Below are 16,342 nucleotides of genomic sequence, written 5' to 3'. Positions count from 1 at the left end.
TTAGCTAGTGGGAATATCTTTGTGAATCAGATGCTTGGTAGAGGCTCGTCGGTTTCTGATACCGAACCAATGACGAAAAAAACGCATCGCGCCAAGTTTAAGTGGCGGGGCATCGAAGTGCGACTGGGTCTCGCTCTGGCAATGCTATCGATGACGACGTTACTGCTTGCCCTTTTTAGTTCGACCACTTATGACAAGCTAGAAAGCGCGTTGCTTGAGCTCAAGGAAAAAGAGATCCCTGCCCTTGAGCAGGCGGCTAGGCTAAACGACATGGTGCGTTTGGTAATCACGGACTCGTCTCAGCTGGTCTCAGCCGATTCGAACCTTGAAAGGCGCAATGCCATGGTTCGTATTGAAGACAGCATAGAAGAGATGAACCAAGTTCTTGCCCATTTTCCTGAGTACCATGCTTACTTTAAAGACTTGATTATGCAGGTGAGTAACAGCCTGAGTTTACTCTATCAAAGCGGTGAAGAATCGCGGCAGCTCAACAAAGAGTTACGCAACCTGCTGGAAGGTTTTTATCCCCTCTTACAGCAAGTGAGTGAAGAGCTTGATAGCTTACCTGCGGAGCAAAAGTCTCGTCTTCAGTACAGCCAGCTTAAGGCGTTGTTGTTCTATCAATTAGGTTTGGTTGAGAAACTTTATAACGATGGCAGCTTCAACGAGTTGGATTACACAACCTATCGTCTAGAGCAATTGGGACAAGATTGGTTTAGCTTGTGGCTCGAAAGTGGGCTCGCTGAATCTTTGCCTGCGCTCGATGAAAAGCTCTCGGTTATCTACACTCTTGCCTCTCGTTCAAGCCGTTTAGTTCAGCTCAAGAATCAAGCGTTGGAGCACTACTATCAGCAGGAATTCTTACTTGAAAACAGCCGTAAATACCTGCATCAACTCTCCGTTCAAATAGAGCGAAATACGTCAAACGTTAACTTAGAAATTGATTCGTCGATTGCCCATGTACAAGCCTCGTTAGCTTCAAACCGCACCTTCTCGCTTGCTCTATCGGTGTTTAGTCTATTTGCCGCAGCAGGGATCGCGTGGTTCTACGTACGCAAGAATATTTTGGAGCGCCTGCTTAACCTTAGAGACGACATGTTTGCCATCTCAACAGGGCACTTGGATACCGATATCGAGTTAAAAGGGCAGGATGAAATAACCCAAATGGCGAAGTCTCTACAAGTATTCCAAGCCACTGCAAAAGTAGTGAAAAAAACCAATCAAAAACTGGAAGCCGAAGTCGAAGAGCGTAGGCTGGCTGAGGAGAAACTTCGCGTCACTCAAGATGAGCTGGTTCAAGCTGGCAAGCTCGCCGCGCTAGGGCAATTGAGTGTTGGAATTACTCATGAAATAAACCAACCTTTAACCGCGATCAGCAGTCATACTCGCAGCGCGCAAAAGTGGCTAGAGCAAGCGCGTTCAGATAAAGCGACCCAGAATCTGCACAAAATTGAAACCTTGCTAGGTAAAGTCGCGGCTCTGACGCGTCACTTGAAAGCCTTCTCGCGCAAGAGCGATGGCAAAGTGAGCTCGGTAGCGGTGATGCCTGTCGTCAACGATGCGATAGAACTCTTTGCCAATAAGCAGATACCGATAGTGCTCGACTGTAATCTCTCTTCTTGTGAGAGTGTTCGAGCAAATCCGATTCGCTTAGAGCAAGTGTTAGTTAACTTAATCAGCAATGCAATTGATGCCGTAGAACAAACCCCTGAGCCGCTTATTTCGGTGTCTGTCTCTAGAGTAGGAGAAGAGGTTACGATTGCGGTTAAAGACAATGGCAAAGGCATACTTGCTGACGATATTCCTCATATTTTCGACCCATTTTATACCCGTAAAGAGGTGGGCAAGGGCTTAGGATTAGGGCTCTCTATCGCTTTTAATATCATCAAAGATTTTGGTGGTTCAATTCGGGTTAACTCACAGCCGCAACAGGGCAGTGAGTTTGTTGTTCATTTAGAAGGCGCAAGAACATGACGATGGAAAAGCAAATCACCCTCATTGACGATGAACTAGATGTCGTAGAGGCAGTCAGTGAGATGCTAGAGCTTGAAGGCTTTAACGTAACCAGTTTTACCGACCCGAAAGCGGGCTTGAAGTCGTTATCTCCGGACAGTAAGCAGGTTGTTCTATGCGATGTACGTATGCCGCAATTAGACGGCCTATCTATGCTAGATGCAATTCAAAGTCGTTCGCCTGCGTGTGAAATCATCCTGATGAGTGGTCATGGTGATATTCCGATGGCGATAGAAGCGATGAAGCTTGGCGCGTTCGACTTTATTGAAAAGCCGCTACAAAGTGACGAGCTGATAGAAAAGCTCAACCTCGCTTCAACGCAGGTGCAGAACGCCCCAGATACGCTGTCGAATACGCCAGAGCTACCGATTGAAAATGTCGTGATTGGGGTTTCTAGTCAAATGGAGATGGTACGAAGCCAAGTGTTGGCGTTGGCTAGAACTGGGGTAGATACCATCATCAATGGGGAAACAGGAACGGGTAAAGAAGTGATTGCTAGAGCCCTGCATCGTTACTCAAAACGCCGTGATAAGCCTTTTGTTGCCATTAACTGTGGCGGTATGACGGAAAGTATCATTGAGAGTGAGTTGTTTGGGCATGAGGCTGGCTCTTTTACCAGCGCGAATAAAAAGCGTATCGGGAAAATTGAACAGGCAAATGGTGGCACTCTATTTCTTGATGAGATTGAAAGCATGCCAATTGCGGTTCAGATTAAGTTGCTCAGAGTGATACAAGAGCGAGTCATTGAACGTGTTGGCGGTAATACACTGATTCCGGTTGATATTGTTGTGGTTGCAGCAAGCAAAGCTGATTTATCGGAGCTGAGTCAGCGCGGTGAGTTTAGAGCCGATCTGTTTTATCGACTCAATATCGCCAGTCTAAATTTACCGCCATTACGCCAGCGCAAAGAAGACATTCAGTCTTTGTTTAGGCACTTTGTGGTTCAAGCCAGTCAAAAATACAAAACGCGACCATCGACCCTCTATGCTGAGCAAATACAACAGCTGTGTCGTCATGGCTGGCCCGGAAATGTTCGTGAGTTAAGAAACGTCGCAGATCGATTTGTATTGGGCATTGTGGGCGAAGGGTTTGATTTACAGGCACCGTCGACTCAAGGTAGTGAAGCCTTTGCGTTTGAACAGCAAATGGAGCAGTACGAGCGCAATGTGCTTACTGAAGCGCTCATCGAAATGGCAGGCAATATTAATGAGGTCTCGCTACGGCTAAATCTACCGCGCAAAACCTTATATCGAAAGATGAAAAAACATCAATTGGACAAAGATAGCTTTAAAGCGAATCGCACCAACTGAACGATAGACACAAATGACTCAATATAACGGAGTGATAGTGTGGCTGAAGTTATATTATTGAATTTTAAGGTTAAATTATTTGGCATGGAGAGTGCAATAGAGTAACCACTCTGATTTAAACTTGCGGAAACAAATCTGTAAAGCGGATGTAAACCGTTGTTGTCAGAGTCGATTAAAAATCAATAAAACAATTTGCTGCAAGGAGAAACCGATGAAGCAAATCTTAACCAGTGGTATCACTCTATTGTTAGGTGTTAGCTCAATTGCCATGGCGGGCAACGAACCAGCGCAGGTCGGCCCACGCCCTCTCTATCTCGTTAGCGATATGGAAGAGAGTCCTCTAAAAACTAAGCTTGAAAGCTGTAGTGACGGCCCATTTTATCGTAGCGATTTTTCGATTGGTCACCGCGGCGCAGCAATGCAGTTTCCTGAGCATACCAAAGAGTCGTACCTTGCTGCGATTGCGATGGGAGCAGGTGTACTTGAATGTGATGTGACTTTTACCAAAGATAAACAATTGGTATGTCGCCATTCACAAAGCGATCTCCACACCACAACCGATGTTCTTGCTCATCCTGAACTTGCTAAGAAATGTTCAGTGCCGTTTAAACCAGCTAATCCTGAGACTGGCGAGGATGCTCAAGTAGAGTGTCGTACTTCAGACTTTACTTTGGCTGAGTTTAAAACCCTGAAAGGTAAGATGGATGGTGCAAACCCGAAAGCCACTACCATTGAAGAATACATGAATGGGACGCCTGGTTGGCGTACTGATTTGTACTCACAAACCGGTACTTTGATGACCCACGCTGAAAGTGCAGCATTGTTCAAAAAGCATGGCGTGAAGGTGACCCCAGAGTTGAAATCAGCCAAAGTTGAGATGCCTTATCAGGGCTTCAGCCAAGAGAATTACGCGCAGAAGTTAATTGATGAGCTTAAAGCGGCAGGGTTTACAGCCAAAGACGCTTATGTTCAGTCATTCAATCTAGATGACGTGAAATACTGGATTAAAAACGAACCTGAGTTTGGTAAACAAGCCGTTTACCTCGACGATCGTGTTTACAATCTAGAAGGCTTTACAGCGACACTAGAGAACATGAAAGCGCTATCTAAAGATGGTGTTCAGATCATTGCTCCTCCTCTATACGCTCTGATTCAGTTAGACGATAAGAATGCGATTGTTGCATCAGAATACGCGAAGCTAGCCAAACAAGCCGATCTCGATATTATCGCTTGGACATTAGAGCGTTCTGGCCCACTTGCGCAAGGTGGCGGTTGGTATTACCAAAGCGTGACTGAGCAAATTAACCAAGATGGCGACATGATGAAGGTGTTGGATGTGTTGGCGAAAGATGTTGGCGTACTAGGCGTATTCAGTGATTGGCCGTCAACAGTTACTTACTATGCTAACTGTATGGATATCTAATCGGCGATACTGTCTAAGTTAGCAAGGTTTTTTACTAAAGATGAAGGGCTTTCGAGCCCTTTTTTTAGTTATAAATTCCATGAGACAAAAATGACCCAAATAGCGCGACTCGTACAAGACACATTTGACCCAAATTAAATGTCGCCAGATTGGGTTGTTTTTAAACTATTGAAATTAAGGATAAAAATAGATGGCACGTCCCCTGCAATAGCAAAGGTGAACATCAACAATAACGTGAATGTAAGGTTCTAATATGAAAAACAGTGTAAAAGGATTGTTAATCGCTGGCTCTTTGTTGCTTCCATCTATGGCGATGGCAAGTGAGTGTGCTAACCGTGGGGTACTGGATGAAAGATATTGTGATGAAAACCAAGATCTAGTGGCTGACTCACCAAAAGACTCGAACGAGTGGATCGACCCAAGCACTTTGGTTTTTACCTACACACCAGTAGAAGACCCAGCGCTGTATAAAGATGCGTTTGCCGATTTCCAAGCACACCTAAGCAAAATCACTGGCAAAAAGGTCATTTACTACACTGTTCACTCTAACTCAGCTCAGGTTGAAGCCATGCGCTCTGGTCGTTTGCATGTCGCAGGTTTCTCAACGGGCCCTACCGGCTACGCTGTAAACCTAGCGGGTTATGTGCCAATTGCGGTAAAAGGTGACGAAGCAGGTTTCCAAGGCTACAACCTAGTGACTATCGTTCGTAAAGACAGTGGTATCAACGAAATGGCTGACTTGAAAGGCAAACGAGTTGCCCATACATCGGCCTCTTCAAACTCTGGCAACCTAGCGCCACGTGCTTTGTTCCCAGCACAAGGCTTAGTACCAGATGAAGATTACAAAGTGCTTTACTCAGGTAAACACGATCAATCTATCCTAGGCGTATACAACGGTGACTACGATGCAGCGCCTGTTGCATCAGATGTTTATGACCGTATGGTTGCGGCCGGTCGTGTTGATGACTCTGAGCTTAAAATTATCTACCGCAGTCCACGTTTCCCAACGTCTGCATTTGGCTACGCTTACAACCTAAAACCTGAACTGGTAGAGAAAATTAACGAAGCTTTCTTTAGCTACCGATTCACTCCAGAGATGAGTGCGGCATTTAAAGGTGCAGACCGTTTCTCACCAATTACCTACCAAGAAGACTGGTCAGTTATCCGCGATATCGCTCATGCAACAGGCACGGCTTACACAAAAACTGGTCTGAAGAAACTGGCTGAGAAAGATGCGGCTAAGCGCGCTAAGAAAAAAGCAGCTGAGCTAGCAAAGCAAGCCACCAACCAATAAAACAAAAGTTTCTAATTCTCTAATAACGTCAAAAAGTACGGTGCCTAGTGTGTAGGGCACGGGCATCGTACACCCTAAATTTGGGCTCAAAATAAGAAAACAAGGAATAGTAGTATGGCCGTAGCAAGCTGTGACGCATCAAAATACGACGGAATAAAGATCAATAATCTCTTTCATGAATACGTGGCAGGTAAGCCAATCCTTAAAGGTATCGACATTAATATCGATCAGCCGGGCATCATTGCCATCATAGGCCCATCAGGTACAGGTAAAAGTACCTTATTGCGTTGCATCAACCGCTTAAACGACCCGACTAGCGGTGAAATCCTGTTTGAAGGTGAAGACCTGACAAAACTGCAGGGGCAAGCACTACGTAAACAGCGTCGTCACATCGGGATGGTTTTTCAAGAGTACAACTTGGTTGAGAGACTAACGGTAATAGAAAATGTGCTCAGTGGGCGTTTAGGCTACATGTCTTCATGGAACGCTTGGCGTCGAAATTACTCGAAACAGGATTTGCAAAAAGCATTTGAGCTTCTTGAGTTCGTTGGCTTGCAAGACTTTGCCAATCAGCGTGCCGATAGTCTTTCTGGTGGTCAGCGTCAACGTGTCGGTATTGCACGTGCAGTCATGCAAGACCCATACATCTTATTGGCGGATGAGCCAACCTCATCTCTCGACCCTAAAACAGCGGTCGAGATTATGGAGTTGATGGAGACGTTTGCCAAAGATAAACAAATCCCTGTTTTGGTGAATATTCATGATGTCAATTTGGCGAAGCGTTTTGCTACTCGCATCATTGGTATGTGTAACGGAAAAGTGCATTACGATGGCAGCCCAGAAGGTATCAGCGAAGAAGATCTGAAGATCATCTATGGAGGTGAGTCATGGCTAGATTAAGCACGTCACCTTCTTCGGTAAACGTTGAGAACCCCTTTAAAGCATCATGGGCGAGCCGAGTCGGCGTGGTTGCAGTGGTTGCTTATCTGTTTTACAGCTTCTCGACACTCAACCTTAGCTTTGAACGCCTGATTATCGGTTTTGGAGAAAGTGAGCGCTTGCTATCTCGCATGTTTCCACCCGATTTCTCTCGTTCGAATCTGCTACTTAGTGGTTTAGCAGAGAGTTTACAGATAGCGATAATCTCTAGTTTTTTTGGCATCGTTATCTCTTTGTTTCTCGGTCTTTTGGCGGCGAGAAACATGATGCCATCGATTGTCTCGACACCCGTTCGTGGCTTTATCGCGCTGTGCCGTTCATTTCACCCGGTCATCATTGCCATCTTATTCGTTAAAGCTGTGGGCTTTGGCGCGTTAGCGGGGATTCTGACCTTGGTGTTTGCTTCGATTGGTTTTATCGCCAAGCTTTTTGCTGAAGCTATTGAAGAGATATCGTTTAAACAGGTTGAAGCCATTCGAGCAACAGGGGCAAGCTTTGCGAGTGTGATTTTGTTTGCAGTAATGCCACAGGTATTTACGCGCTTTATCGGCTTTGCTAGCTATCAACTTGACTCGAATCTACGTAACTCAACCATGGTGGGCATTGTTGGTGCAGGCGGTTTAGGTGGCACTCTTTTCTCTGCTTTCCAACGTTTTGATTACGATTTTGTTGCCGCCATTCTAATCACCATTATTGCACTGATTCTTGTAGGTGAATTCTTATCTAATGTAGTAAGGAGAATCTTCTAATGACAACCGCTTCAATTGATAGAGAGTGGCAGCGTTTTACGTTCAATGAGCGTTTGGCAAGGTTCGCCGCTTACTTGTGTTTTGTATCAGCGATAGTTTGGTCTTGGCAGACTGTAGAAATCATTCCAGAGTTCCTTTACGACGCACCAGCGCAGTTTGGTGACATGTTTAGTCGCATGGTTCCGTTGGATTACGGTTTTTACCCTGAAATGATTCATGCTGCCCTGATTGAAACCTTGCACATTGCAACTCTTGGAACGCTTTTCACTCTGATTCTCGCGATTCCATTAGCCTTGCTAAACGCACCAAATATTACGCCAAGCAAAACATTAAACTGGATTGCACAGTTCTTCTTGGTTTCTTCGCGTTCGGTTAACTCACTGGTATGGGCATTGCTGTTTATCGCTCTGTTCGGCCCAGGCGTATTAGCAGGAATCATGGCGATTGCCGTTCGCAGTGTGGGCTTTGTCGGTAAACTTCTCGCAGAGGCGATTGCTGAAGTGAATATGGGAACAATCGAAGCCTTAAAAGCGACGGGAGCCTCTTGGATGAGTATTCTGCTAAAAGGCTACTGGCCTCAAGTTATGCCGGCATTTTTCTCGATTGTCTTATTCCGTTGGGATATCAACGTACGCGAGTCTGCTGTGCTAGGGCTAGTAGGCGCTGGTGGTATAGGTGTCGTGCTTAACGACGCGCAAAACCTGTTTGAGTGGCAAAAGGTGTCGATGGTTCTAGTGAGTATCTTCGCTGTTGTTATTCTCGCTGAAGCACTGGTCGTGCATGTGCGTAAGAAGCTGATCTAGATAGTTTATCGTTTAGTTGAACTTCGATTTTAAGGCAGGGGAACCTGCCTTTTTGCGTTCTAGAGGGGGTCAATAAGAATGGTTGGGCTTGTTTAATAACTAAGTTGTCAATTAGAAACTAAACTTAAGGAGTATTTGATGTCGTTTTGGAGGTAGCTATGGACGTTCTAGTTCAGTTTGATAGGACCGGAAGCTATCAAGATAATCCGTGGGATCTGCCAGTTTCATACCAAAAAGGAGAGATCCACTCAGTGACTCCTCTTGCCGCGATTGTGTTGATTGATAGGCGCGAAGCTCATCTCTATTTTCATGAGCGAGATAAACGGTTCACCAGTTCAGAGAAATAATGCGTTAGCAGTGAGTTAAGTCTAAGTAACGGTAGAGAATTTTACTGGTATTGCGCTTGTCTTAATGATTTCGGTCATCATGAGACCACACGGCTGTTGTCTGTTTGAAATCTCATTACTAATAAAAGTCTCAATTACGGACTAAACTTAGAAGATGCTCGATGTGTTAGGAGGTAAGCATGGAGTTTCTTGTCCAGTTCGACGAAGAGGGTTTGTACCAAAACAACCCATGGGATATCCCAGTTCCCTATATGAAAGGGGAAGTGCGCGCACTTAATCCTCTTCTTGCTATGGTAATGATTGAAAGGAATCAAGCCCACCTGTACACCAACCTTAAAGATAAGCGACTGCCTATCTCCGAAGGGGAAGAGTGAACTAACCTTAATTGAGACGTAGTAGCTTCCCTACTGCGTCTCTTTTTGTGCCAGTAGCTGTTTTGCAAACTCGGCAAACCCGTAACCGCCCGGCTTAGTCATGACCTGAGAGGGTTTGTGTGTCAGCCTATCCCAATAGTGCTGGATGTTTCGCACCCCAACAGTCAAGGGCAAGGTTTCAAACATTTGTTGGTCATTAAGCGAATCACCGACATAGCAGCACTTGGTCAAAACATCTTGCTCAGTTAATCCTTTCGATTTTAAATACTCAAATGCGCTGTTACGTTTTGAATGATTGCCGTACCAAGCATTGATATGGATTGAACTCGCTGTCGCATGCGCGCCTAATTCGTGAATATGGGCGACTATCTGCTCTACGATATTAGCGCTTAGTGGTTCTCGATTTTGGCCGATATCAATCGCGACTTCACACAGGCGATAGGCTTGGTCTAGGGTCAAGTTTACTTGTGGGTAATCTGCGAGAATATCTTCTACTTGCTGCTTTAGCTGGCTTTGTTGTTCACGCATCTCTTGCAGCGGTTCAGAACTGGTAAGAGAAATGCCCTTGGTGCTTTTTTCCAAAGTAAAAGCCCCATTCTCACCTAGTACTGCATCGACAGGCCAAAGCTGAGCAATATGATCGCACCAACCTGCACATGCTCCAGTCACCGCGACAACTTTAATCCCCTGTTGCTGTAACTCTGAAAGCGCAATCAGTGTTTCCGGTGGCAGTTTGCCTTGCCATGTCAATGTGTCATCGACATCCGTCAAAACCCACTCGATAGACTTCCATTCCTTTGAAAGTAACTTTTCCATATTGATTATCTAATGCTGTTTAAAGAACTGTTTATCTTATGAAAATTAACTCTGTATTTCAGTGAACTTGCTTAGGTTAATGAGTAACCGATGAGAGATAAGATAATCCGTTTTTACCGATGTCGTAATTGGAAATGCTTGTTGTCATAATGGCAACGCGCCAACAGGTGGAGTATCGAATATTATCCTCGCAAACGATTACTATATAAGTGAGGTAGCTATGTCCCGATTCCTTTTATGCGCATTTTCCTTTGTGCTTCTTTATCCTACGGCCATTGACCTCTACCTTGTTGGGTTACCTCAAATAGCCGCCGATCTAGCCGCAACGCAGTCGCAGCTTCATATGGCGTTTTCTATCTACTTGTCAGGTATGGCGATGACGATGCTGTTTGTTGGTCGCCTTGCTGATCGACTCGGACGTAAGCCTGTCGCTATTGCTGGTGCCATTGTTTTTGCTATTTCTTCCTGGCTCGGTGGCGCATCTCAAACCAGTGATGCTTTCCTGATGATGCGTTTTTTCCAAGGCGTAGGGGCAGGGTGTTGTTACGTGGTGGCCTTCGCTATTTTGCGCGACACGCTAGACGATCAAAAGCGCGCTAAAGTGCTCTCTATGTTGAACGGCATCACCTGCATGATCCCTGTTTTAGCACCAGTCATTGGGCACTTAATCATGCTGAAGTTTCCTTGGCCTGTCTTGTTTAGTGCGATGGCGGCAATGGGTGTTTTAGTTTGTTTGATTGCGACGTTTGTGTTGAAAGAAACCTTGTCAAAACAGTCAAATGACCTTGCTCACAGCGAAGAGTCAGGTTCTAACGAAACACTATGGGAGCGTTATTTCCTTTCTAGAGTTTTGTTTACCTCTCTTGGTGTGACGGCAATTCTTACTTATGTAAATACCTCTCCAATGATAGTCATGGAGACACTGAACTTCAGCCGCGGTGAATACTCTACGGCAATGGCGCTCTTGGCTATGGTAGGGATGTCGACTTCATTTTCAGCCCCTATTGCCCTGTCTTACTTTAAGCAAGGAACCTTGTTGCTAGGCTCACAAATCATTACTTTGACGTCGGCTATCGTCATCCTCGCGGCTCACTTGAATGGCGATAGCTCGACGCTTTACATGCTAGGTTTTGGCTTGATTAGCATAGGGTTCTCTATGGGGTTTGGCGTCGCGATGAGTCAAGCACTTAGCCCTTTTTCCAACAAAGCCGGTTTAGCCAGTTCGGTGCTGGGTATTTCTCAAGTGTGTTGCTCCGCCCTGTATATCTGGTTTATGGCATGGATTGGTGTGTCTGCGGTAAATATGTTGCTAATTGCATTGGTTGCTTGTGGCGTTATCGGCATCGCTTTAATACTATTAGGAGCAAATCAACCACGTAGCGATCTTCATGAAGAAATCACTTGCACGCCTTGATCTGAATTTACTGCTTACTCTGCAATTGTTGCTACAAGAGCAGAGTGTGACCAAAACGGCAAAGAAGCTCAATGTCACGCCTTCAACGGTAAGTAAGGCATTGGGTAAGTTGCGTGATTGGTTTGATGACCCGTTGTTCGTTAATACTCCGCAGGGTTTAAGACCAACGCCACTGGCGAGCAGCATGGAAGAGAGCCTGTCTGACTGGCTACTTATTGGTAGCCAAATCGTCTCAAGACGTGGTGATGAAGCACCAACAGGTGTGCGTTTTAATCTTGGCGTAGAGTCTCCGTTATCTTTGATCATGGTTGATGAATTGACTAACCGCATTCACCAAACATACCCAGATTCTAAGATTAAATTTACCAATTGGGACTATGACTCTCTAGAGGCCATTGCCCGTGGTGACGTCGATATCGGTTTTACGGGTAGAGAGAGCCACCCTCGATCAAAAGAGTCTCTTGAACTGCTGCCTTATTACATCAATTTTGAAGTACTCTTTACTGACTTGCCCTTGGTTTATCTACGTAAAGAGCACCCCGCGCTTGAGCAGGAATGGAACTTGGAGACGTTTCTCAGCTACCCACACATTAACGTTACGTGGGAGAAAAGTGAGAGCTGGGCTCTGGATGAAATACTGATCGAGCTTGGGTTAAGCCGTAACGTCAACTTAACCATGTCGGGGTTTGAGCAGGCTCTGTTTGTTGCTGAAAAAGCCGGCCATGAGATGATCACCACCGCCCCAAAATATTGTCAGAAATATTGCCAGCAACTCCACCCAGATCTGGTTGCCATGCCGATTCCATTAGATGAGGAGCAGCAACAGAAACTTAAGATCCCATTCACTATGATTTGGCATAAACGTAATAACCGCAATCCAAAGATCAAGTGGCTGCGAGATACGATAAAAAACCTCTACAGCCAATAGATTTAAATTGGAAGCGATAAATCTTACAAGGAACGACGATGAATAATTTGCTTGAGAACTTACCTGACTCTCTCAATGAAGAGCAATTCGAAGATATCGTTAAGGGTAAGGATGTTCGTATCGAACGAATCCTCTCTCATGGTCAAAGCTCACCAGTGTCTGGTTGGTATGATCAAGATGAGAGTGAGTGGGTGATGGTTCTGTCTGGGTTTGGTGTGATTGAGTTTGAAGATGGCCGTATCGTTAAGCTTGAGCAGGGCGATCATGTCAATATCCCCGCACACTGCAAACATAAAGTGAAGCAGACCGCTCAAGACGAGATAACGGTCTGGCTAGCGGTTTTCTACAAAGGCTAAATTTCACTCGCGAGTTGGGCTAGATACGCGCGCATGTACTGAGTTCTGATTCTTGCCTCGGTTTTAGCGGCGTCAGTGTTCATCATCTGCTCTAGTTTAAACAGCTTGTTGTAGAAGTGATCGACGGTGTAGTTTTTATCATCAAACTCTCGATTTTCACAAAATGGATCGTCCGAACTGTATAAGCTTGCACCAAAGTTAGTACTTACTTGTAGGCAGCGAGCAATCCCTATCGCTCCCAAGGCATCAAGGCGGTCTGCATCCTGTACAATTTGCGCTTCGAGTGTTTGCGGTGTGATATTTGCGCTGTAACTGTGCGCGACAATCGCATGATGAATGGCATCTAAATATTGAGCTGGGTAGCGGATGGAAGTAAGGAATGCGATTGCTTTGTCGGCTGCAACCACAGAGCTCTTACTGCGTTCGGGATGGTTCTTAGCGAAGGTGAAACAATCATGCAGATAAGCGGCGGGTAGCACGACCTCTAGCTTGGCGTTTTCTTGCGCACATAGGTTGCGCGCAGTTTTGACGACTCGTTTAACATGATTGATGTCGTGCGCGGGATCTTGAATCATCTCTTTTTCAATAAACTCAAACATGGCTTGAGTATACTTTTCTACAGTTTCCAAGCGATCTCCTACAATAACGGTTTGATTTCTAAAAGCTTAACATAGCGATTGTCCCATACTGTCATTTCAATGTTCGAGTTTCTTGACCCGTCTATTAGTGTCACCTTTAAGCTAGATTCTTCGCAGTTAATTTCGAGGCATTGAATCTTGCATACTCTCCACAAATTCAGTGGCTATACTCAGCCATTTATTCGCAGGCTAGACCAATTACCTCCCATGTGGAAAGGAATTGCTTTAGCGCTATGTTCAACCGCAATGTTTACTGTGGTCGGTGTTATTGTTCGAGTGCTAAGCGATACCATTGACGTGTTTCAAATACTGTTTTTTCGACAGCTAGTGTTTATTACCTTGTTGATGCCTGCCATGGTGCGAAGCTTAGATATTTTGCTTAAACCTAAGCGAGTCAAGCTACACGCGTTACGTATTCTAGGAGCGTTTATTGCTCTTTACTTTGGCTTTGTTACGGTAAGTAATATTCCTTTAGCCGATGCTACGGCACTCGGCTTTACTCAAGTCCTGTTTGTTGCGTGTATCTCTAAGCTTTGCTTGTCAGAGCGCATCACGGCTACGCGCCTATTCACCATCATTGTGGGATTTATCGGTGTGATGATGGTGGTTCAGCCACAGTTCCAACAAGCGTCACTGCAATATACCGGAGCAGGCTTACTAGCTGCAATGGGGGCTGCAGTGGCTATTATCTGCGTGCGAAAAGTGTCACAAGAAGAGCCGAGAATTACACTACTCGCTTATCAGGCAGTGTTTGTAGGAGTGATGGCTTTGTTACCAAGTCTAGCAGCTTGGCAGTGGCCGAGTTGGTCAGAGTTAGGTCTACTGCTATGTGTTGGCGTGCTTTCATCAGTGGCGCAGTGGATTGGTGTGACGGCCTATAAATATGGCGAAGCGAACGTTATTGCCAACGTCGAATATGGAAAGATTGTTTACTCAGTTGCTCTTGGGTATTGGTTGTTTAGCGAAATACCCAATGAGCTTGCGATACTTGGCTTACTCATGATTGTAGCTAGCGCCGCGTTGCCGATTGCGTATCACCACCTAAAGCAGCCCAAGCTATAGGTGGTGGTTGAAAGATTAGATATGACGATCACAAACAGATAAGATACGAAGTTTAAGTGAGTTGTGAGAAAGAGATGCGTCAAGCTTTACAAAAGAAAATCATTGCTGTTTGCCAGAAGAAGATTGCTCAGAAGGGAGAAGGCGTAGGCGTGTCATTTTATGCCTTTTTTGCCAACAAGAATGACGACCCAGAGCTGTTAATGGAAGCGGCCACATGGTGGATACAAACTCATAAGCTTGACCATTTCGAGAAAGCGACCAAAATCATCGCATTGGTACAATCTGAATCTGAGTAATCTTGGCTGGCCTCTTTAGCTCAACAAGGCTTTACTCTATAATTGCCGCGCTTTTATCTGGGTTAGCCCCTCATTGTGGAAAAATTATGATTTCAAAAAACCAACTTAAACTACTTCGAGCTCTTGGCCAAAAGAAGCAGCGTAAAGCGCATGGTCTGTTTTTGGTGCAAGGAGAGAAGAATGTACTTGAGTTGGCGAATAGCGCGCTGACGGTAAAGCAGGTGTTCGCTACACCTGAGTTTCTTGCTGAGTATCACACTGAGCTAAGTGGATTCGAATGTATTGAAGCATCACTTGATGAACTGACGAAAGCAAGCACTTTAGTCAGTAACAATGCGGCGATTGCCGTGGTTGAAATCCCAAGTGTAGAGACACCAAAAGCGCAAGGCTTGATGATTGCGCTAGATGGCGTGTCTGATCCAGGTAACCTTGGGACTATTATTCGTGTTGCCGACTGGTACGGTATTAAACACATAGTCGCAAGTACAGATTGTGCTGATCCTTACAACCCAAAAACCATCAGTGCCACAATGGGCAGTTTTGGTCGTGTGACGGTTAGCCAGCTTGACCTGCCAAGTTACCTAGAGCAATCAAACTTACCTGTCTATGGTGCTTTCCTCGAAGGTGAAAGCGTGCATAAAACAGAGTTTGCTGCAGAAGGAATTTTACTGATGGGCAGCGAATCTCACGGCATTCGCGAGCAAGCCGCTAAGTTTGTCACCGACAAGATTACTATTCCTGCTTTTGGTGGCGCGGAGTCACTGAATGTTGCGATGGCAACTGGCATCATCTTAGACAACCTGCGTCGCCAACACGGCTAAGCGCAGGATTGCTTCAATTTGCCAGATAGCTAGAGTTGACCGTTTATCCAAAGTGAGTCAACTTTAGTTCTCCAGTTCTCCAGTTCTCCAGTTCTCCAGTTCTCCAGTTCTCCAGTTCTCCAGTTCTCCAGTTCTCCAGTTCTCCAGTTCTCCAGTTCTCCGTCATTCCATAGACTGACGAAGGAAGGAGTAGGGAACCTCCTTCAGCGCTCTCAGACAAAACTAGACACCACACATTCTCTTCAGCTAGAATCGCTCTTGCGGCTGCACATAAATTTCAGTCAACTTAAGAGACAAAACGATGATTGTAGAAAATGTGCTTCCTGAGTATTACGCAGAAATGCTTGATGTTTGGGAAAACTCAGTCCGAGCAACTCATGATTTCATAACAGAAGACGATATTGAGTTTTTTAAACCCATTATTATTGAGCAGGCTTTTCCTGCCGTTACGTTAAGATGTGTAAAAAACGAAAGTGGTTCAATTCTCGGGTTCGTGGGGATTCACGAATCAAAGATTGAAATGTTGTTCATCTTAAACGAGGCAAGAGGGCAAGGCATTGGTGCTGTGCTACTGCAACATGCAATAGAGCAGTTAGGCGCGACGAAAGTCGATGTAAACGAACAAAACCCACAAGCGGTAGGCTTTTACGAGCATATGGGGTTTAAGGTCGTTTCTCGCTCGCCCGTTGATGATATGGGGAAACCTTTTCCAATTTTGCATATGGAACTCTAAAGCTCGGTTTGTCGTAACTCAGCTTA

The 16,342-nt window shown here is 45.3% G+C and carries 18 protein-coding genes; 16 read left to right on the top strand and 2 right to left on the bottom strand.

Going from position 1 to position 16,342, the window contains the following annotated elements; all coding sequences use genetic code 11:
• Window positions 1–30 precede the first annotated feature (30 nt).
• From AC5O63_RS04135 to AC5O63_RS04095, 9 genes are all read left to right on the top strand, one after another.
• A complete protein-coding gene (locus tag AC5O63_RS04135) occupies window positions 31–1,974 on the top strand; it encodes an ATP-binding protein (protein ID WP_494504568.1) in 1,944 nt (647 codons plus the stop codon).
• Window positions 1,971–3,323, top strand: a complete 1,353-nt coding sequence (locus AC5O63_RS04130) for a sigma-54-dependent transcriptional regulator (protein ID WP_494504017.1) — start codon at window positions 1,971–1,973, stop codon at window positions 3,321–3,323. Before AC5O63_RS04135 ends, AC5O63_RS04130 begins: the two co-directional genes overlap by 4 nt.
• 211 nt (window positions 3,324–3,534) lie before the next feature.
• Complete coding sequence (locus AC5O63_RS04125; protein ID WP_272787855.1) at window positions 3,535–4,746, top strand: glycerophosphodiester phosphodiesterase family protein; 1,212 nt, start codon at window positions 3,535–3,537, stop codon at window positions 4,744–4,746.
• Between the two features lie 253 nt (window positions 4,747–4,999).
• The gene (gene phnD / locus AC5O63_RS04120; protein ID WP_171320449.1) at window positions 5,000–6,040 is read left to right on the top strand and encodes a phosphate/phosphite/phosphonate ABC transporter substrate-binding protein; all 1,041 of its coding nucleotides are present in this window, start codon (window positions 5,000–5,002) and stop codon (window positions 6,038–6,040) included.
• Between the two features lie 114 nt (window positions 6,041–6,154).
• Complete coding sequence (gene phnC, locus AC5O63_RS04115; RefSeq protein WP_494504016.1) at window positions 6,155–6,940, top strand: phosphonate ABC transporter ATP-binding protein; 786 nt, start codon at window positions 6,155–6,157, stop codon at window positions 6,938–6,940.
• Complete coding sequence (gene phnE, locus AC5O63_RS04110; RefSeq protein WP_171320450.1) at window positions 6,928–7,728, top strand: phosphonate ABC transporter, permease protein PhnE; 801 nt, start codon at window positions 6,928–6,930, stop codon at window positions 7,726–7,728. The genes phnC and phnE (AC5O63_RS04110) overlap by 13 nt, the downstream gene beginning before the upstream one ends.
• Window positions 7,728–8,531 (top strand): phosphonate ABC transporter, permease protein PhnE, encoded by an 804-nt coding sequence (phnE, locus tag AC5O63_RS04105; RefSeq protein WP_171320451.1) that lies wholly within the window; start codon window positions 7,728–7,730, stop codon window positions 8,529–8,531. Before phnE (AC5O63_RS04110) ends, phnE (AC5O63_RS04105) begins: the two co-directional genes overlap by 1 nt.
• Window positions 8,532–8,689: 158 nt before the next feature.
• Window positions 8,690–8,878, top strand: a complete 189-nt coding sequence (locus AC5O63_RS04100) for a hypothetical protein (RefSeq protein ID WP_239854211.1) — start codon at window positions 8,690–8,692, stop codon at window positions 8,876–8,878.
• 179 nt (window positions 8,879–9,057) lie between these two features.
• On the top strand, window positions 9,058–9,252 hold the full coding sequence (locus AC5O63_RS04095) for a hypothetical protein (protein WP_004746483.1): 195 nt from the start codon (window positions 9,058–9,060) through the stop codon (window positions 9,250–9,252).
• A 30-nt stretch (window positions 9,253–9,282) separates the two neighbouring features.
• Here AC5O63_RS04095 and AC5O63_RS04090 read toward each other — a convergent pair whose 3' ends face one another.
• Entirely contained in the window at window positions 9,283–10,068 is a 786-nt protein-coding gene (locus AC5O63_RS04090) for an HAD-IIB family hydrolase (protein ID WP_494504015.1), read from the bottom strand.
• Between the two features lie 184 nt (window positions 10,069–10,252).
• On the opposite strand from AC5O63_RS04090, the gene AC5O63_RS04085 reads away from it, so the two are divergent.
• The 3 genes from AC5O63_RS04085 to AC5O63_RS04075 are packed head-to-tail and all read left to right on the top strand — an operon-like array spanning window position 10,253 to window position 12,766.
• The gene (locus AC5O63_RS04085) at window positions 10,253–11,482 is read left to right on the top strand and encodes an MFS transporter (protein WP_494504567.1); all 1,230 of its coding nucleotides are present in this window, start codon (window positions 10,253–10,255) and stop codon (window positions 11,480–11,482) included.
• Window positions 11,457–12,410, top strand: coding sequence for an HTH-type transcriptional regulator YidZ (gene yidZ, locus AC5O63_RS04080; protein WP_494504014.1), 954 nt, complete (start codon window positions 11,457–11,459; stop codon window positions 12,408–12,410). The genes AC5O63_RS04085 and yidZ overlap by 26 nt, the downstream gene beginning before the upstream one ends.
• A 38-nt stretch (window positions 12,411–12,448) precedes the next feature.
• The gene (locus AC5O63_RS04075; RefSeq protein WP_494504013.1) at window positions 12,449–12,766 is read left to right on the top strand and encodes a cupin domain-containing protein; all 318 of its coding nucleotides are present in this window, start codon (window positions 12,449–12,451) and stop codon (window positions 12,764–12,766) included.
• Here AC5O63_RS04075 and AC5O63_RS04070 read toward each other — a convergent pair.
• A complete protein-coding gene (locus AC5O63_RS04070; protein WP_494504566.1) occupies window positions 12,763–13,365 on the bottom strand; it encodes an HD domain-containing protein in 603 nt (200 codons plus the stop codon). The two genes, AC5O63_RS04075 and AC5O63_RS04070, sit on opposite strands and share 4 nt — an antisense overlap.
• Before the next feature lie 246 nt (window positions 13,366–13,611).
• Between AC5O63_RS04070 and AC5O63_RS04065 the strand changes: the two genes are divergently transcribed.
• The 4 genes from AC5O63_RS04065 (at window position 13,612) to AC5O63_RS04050 (ending at window position 16,316) form a co-directional block, all read left to right on the top strand.
• The gene (locus tag AC5O63_RS04065; protein ID WP_494504012.1) at window positions 13,612–14,466 is read left to right on the top strand and encodes a DMT family transporter; all 855 of its coding nucleotides are present in this window, start codon (window positions 13,612–13,614) and stop codon (window positions 14,464–14,466) included.
• Between the two features lie 74 nt (window positions 14,467–14,540).
• Window positions 14,541–14,762 carry a DUF6500 family protein gene (locus tag AC5O63_RS04060; RefSeq protein ID WP_494504011.1) on the top strand — a complete coding sequence of 74 codons (222 nt, stop codon included), beginning with the start codon at window positions 14,541–14,543 and terminating at the stop codon, window positions 14,760–14,762.
• Between the two features lie 86 nt (window positions 14,763–14,848).
• Window positions 14,849–15,583: an RNA methyltransferase gene (locus tag AC5O63_RS04055; protein WP_239823949.1), complete on the top strand. Its 735-nt coding sequence runs from the start codon at window positions 14,849–14,851 to the stop codon at window positions 15,581–15,583.
• A 301-nt stretch (window positions 15,584–15,884) separates the two neighbouring features.
• Entirely contained in the window at window positions 15,885–16,316 is a 432-nt protein-coding gene (locus tag AC5O63_RS04050) for a GNAT family N-acetyltransferase (RefSeq protein ID WP_494504010.1), read from the top strand.
• Window positions 16,317–16,342: the final 26 nt, after the last annotated feature.

It is taken from the genome of Vibrio sp. SCP2, from assembly GCF_059295395.1.
This window is presented reverse-complemented; position numbering and strand designations above follow the sequence as displayed.

Coding starts and splice junctions, on each gene's coding strand:
- AC5O63_RS04050 (WP_494504010.1), top strand. CDS start 15,885: ATGATTGTAGAAAATGTGCTTCCTGAGTATTACGCAGAAATGCTTGAT.
- AC5O63_RS04135 (WP_494504568.1), top strand. CDS start 31: ATGCTTGGTAGAGGCTCGTCGGTTTCTGATACCGAACCAATGACGAAA.
- AC5O63_RS04055 (WP_239823949.1), top strand. CDS start 14,849: ATGATTTCAAAAAACCAACTTAAACTACTTCGAGCTCTTGGCCAAAAG.
- yidZ (WP_494504014.1), top strand. CDS start 11,457: ATGAAGAAATCACTTGCACGCCTTGATCTGAATTTACTGCTTACTCTG.
- AC5O63_RS04070 (WP_494504566.1), bottom strand. CDS start 13,365: ATGTTTGAGTTTATTGAAAAAGAGATGATTCAAGATCCCGCGCACGAC.
- AC5O63_RS04060 (WP_494504011.1), top strand. CDS start 14,541: ATGCGTCAAGCTTTACAAAAGAAAATCATTGCTGTTTGCCAGAAGAAG.
- AC5O63_RS04100 (WP_239854211.1), top strand. CDS start 8,690: ATGGACGTTCTAGTTCAGTTTGATAGGACCGGAAGCTATCAAGATAAT.
- AC5O63_RS04130 (WP_494504017.1), top strand. CDS start 1,971: ATGACGATGGAAAAGCAAATCACCCTCATTGACGATGAACTAGATGTC.
- AC5O63_RS04090 (WP_494504015.1), bottom strand. CDS start 10,068: ATGGAAAAGTTACTTTCAAAGGAATGGAAGTCTATCGAGTGGGTTTTG.
- phnD (WP_171320449.1), top strand. CDS start 5,000: ATGAAAAACAGTGTAAAAGGATTGTTAATCGCTGGCTCTTTGTTGCTT.
- AC5O63_RS04095 (WP_004746483.1), top strand. CDS start 9,058: ATGGAGTTTCTTGTCCAGTTCGACGAAGAGGGTTTGTACCAAAACAAC.
- phnE (WP_171320450.1), top strand. CDS start 6,928: ATGGCTAGATTAAGCACGTCACCTTCTTCGGTAAACGTTGAGAACCCC.
- AC5O63_RS04125 (WP_272787855.1), top strand. CDS start 3,535: ATGAAGCAAATCTTAACCAGTGGTATCACTCTATTGTTAGGTGTTAGC.
- AC5O63_RS04075 (WP_494504013.1), top strand. CDS start 12,449: ATGAATAATTTGCTTGAGAACTTACCTGACTCTCTCAATGAAGAGCAA.
- phnC (WP_494504016.1), top strand. CDS start 6,155: ATGGCCGTAGCAAGCTGTGACGCATCAAAATACGACGGAATAAAGATC.
- AC5O63_RS04065 (WP_494504012.1), top strand. CDS start 13,612: ATGTGGAAAGGAATTGCTTTAGCGCTATGTTCAACCGCAATGTTTACT.
- phnE (WP_171320451.1), top strand. CDS start 7,728: ATGACAACCGCTTCAATTGATAGAGAGTGGCAGCGTTTTACGTTCAAT.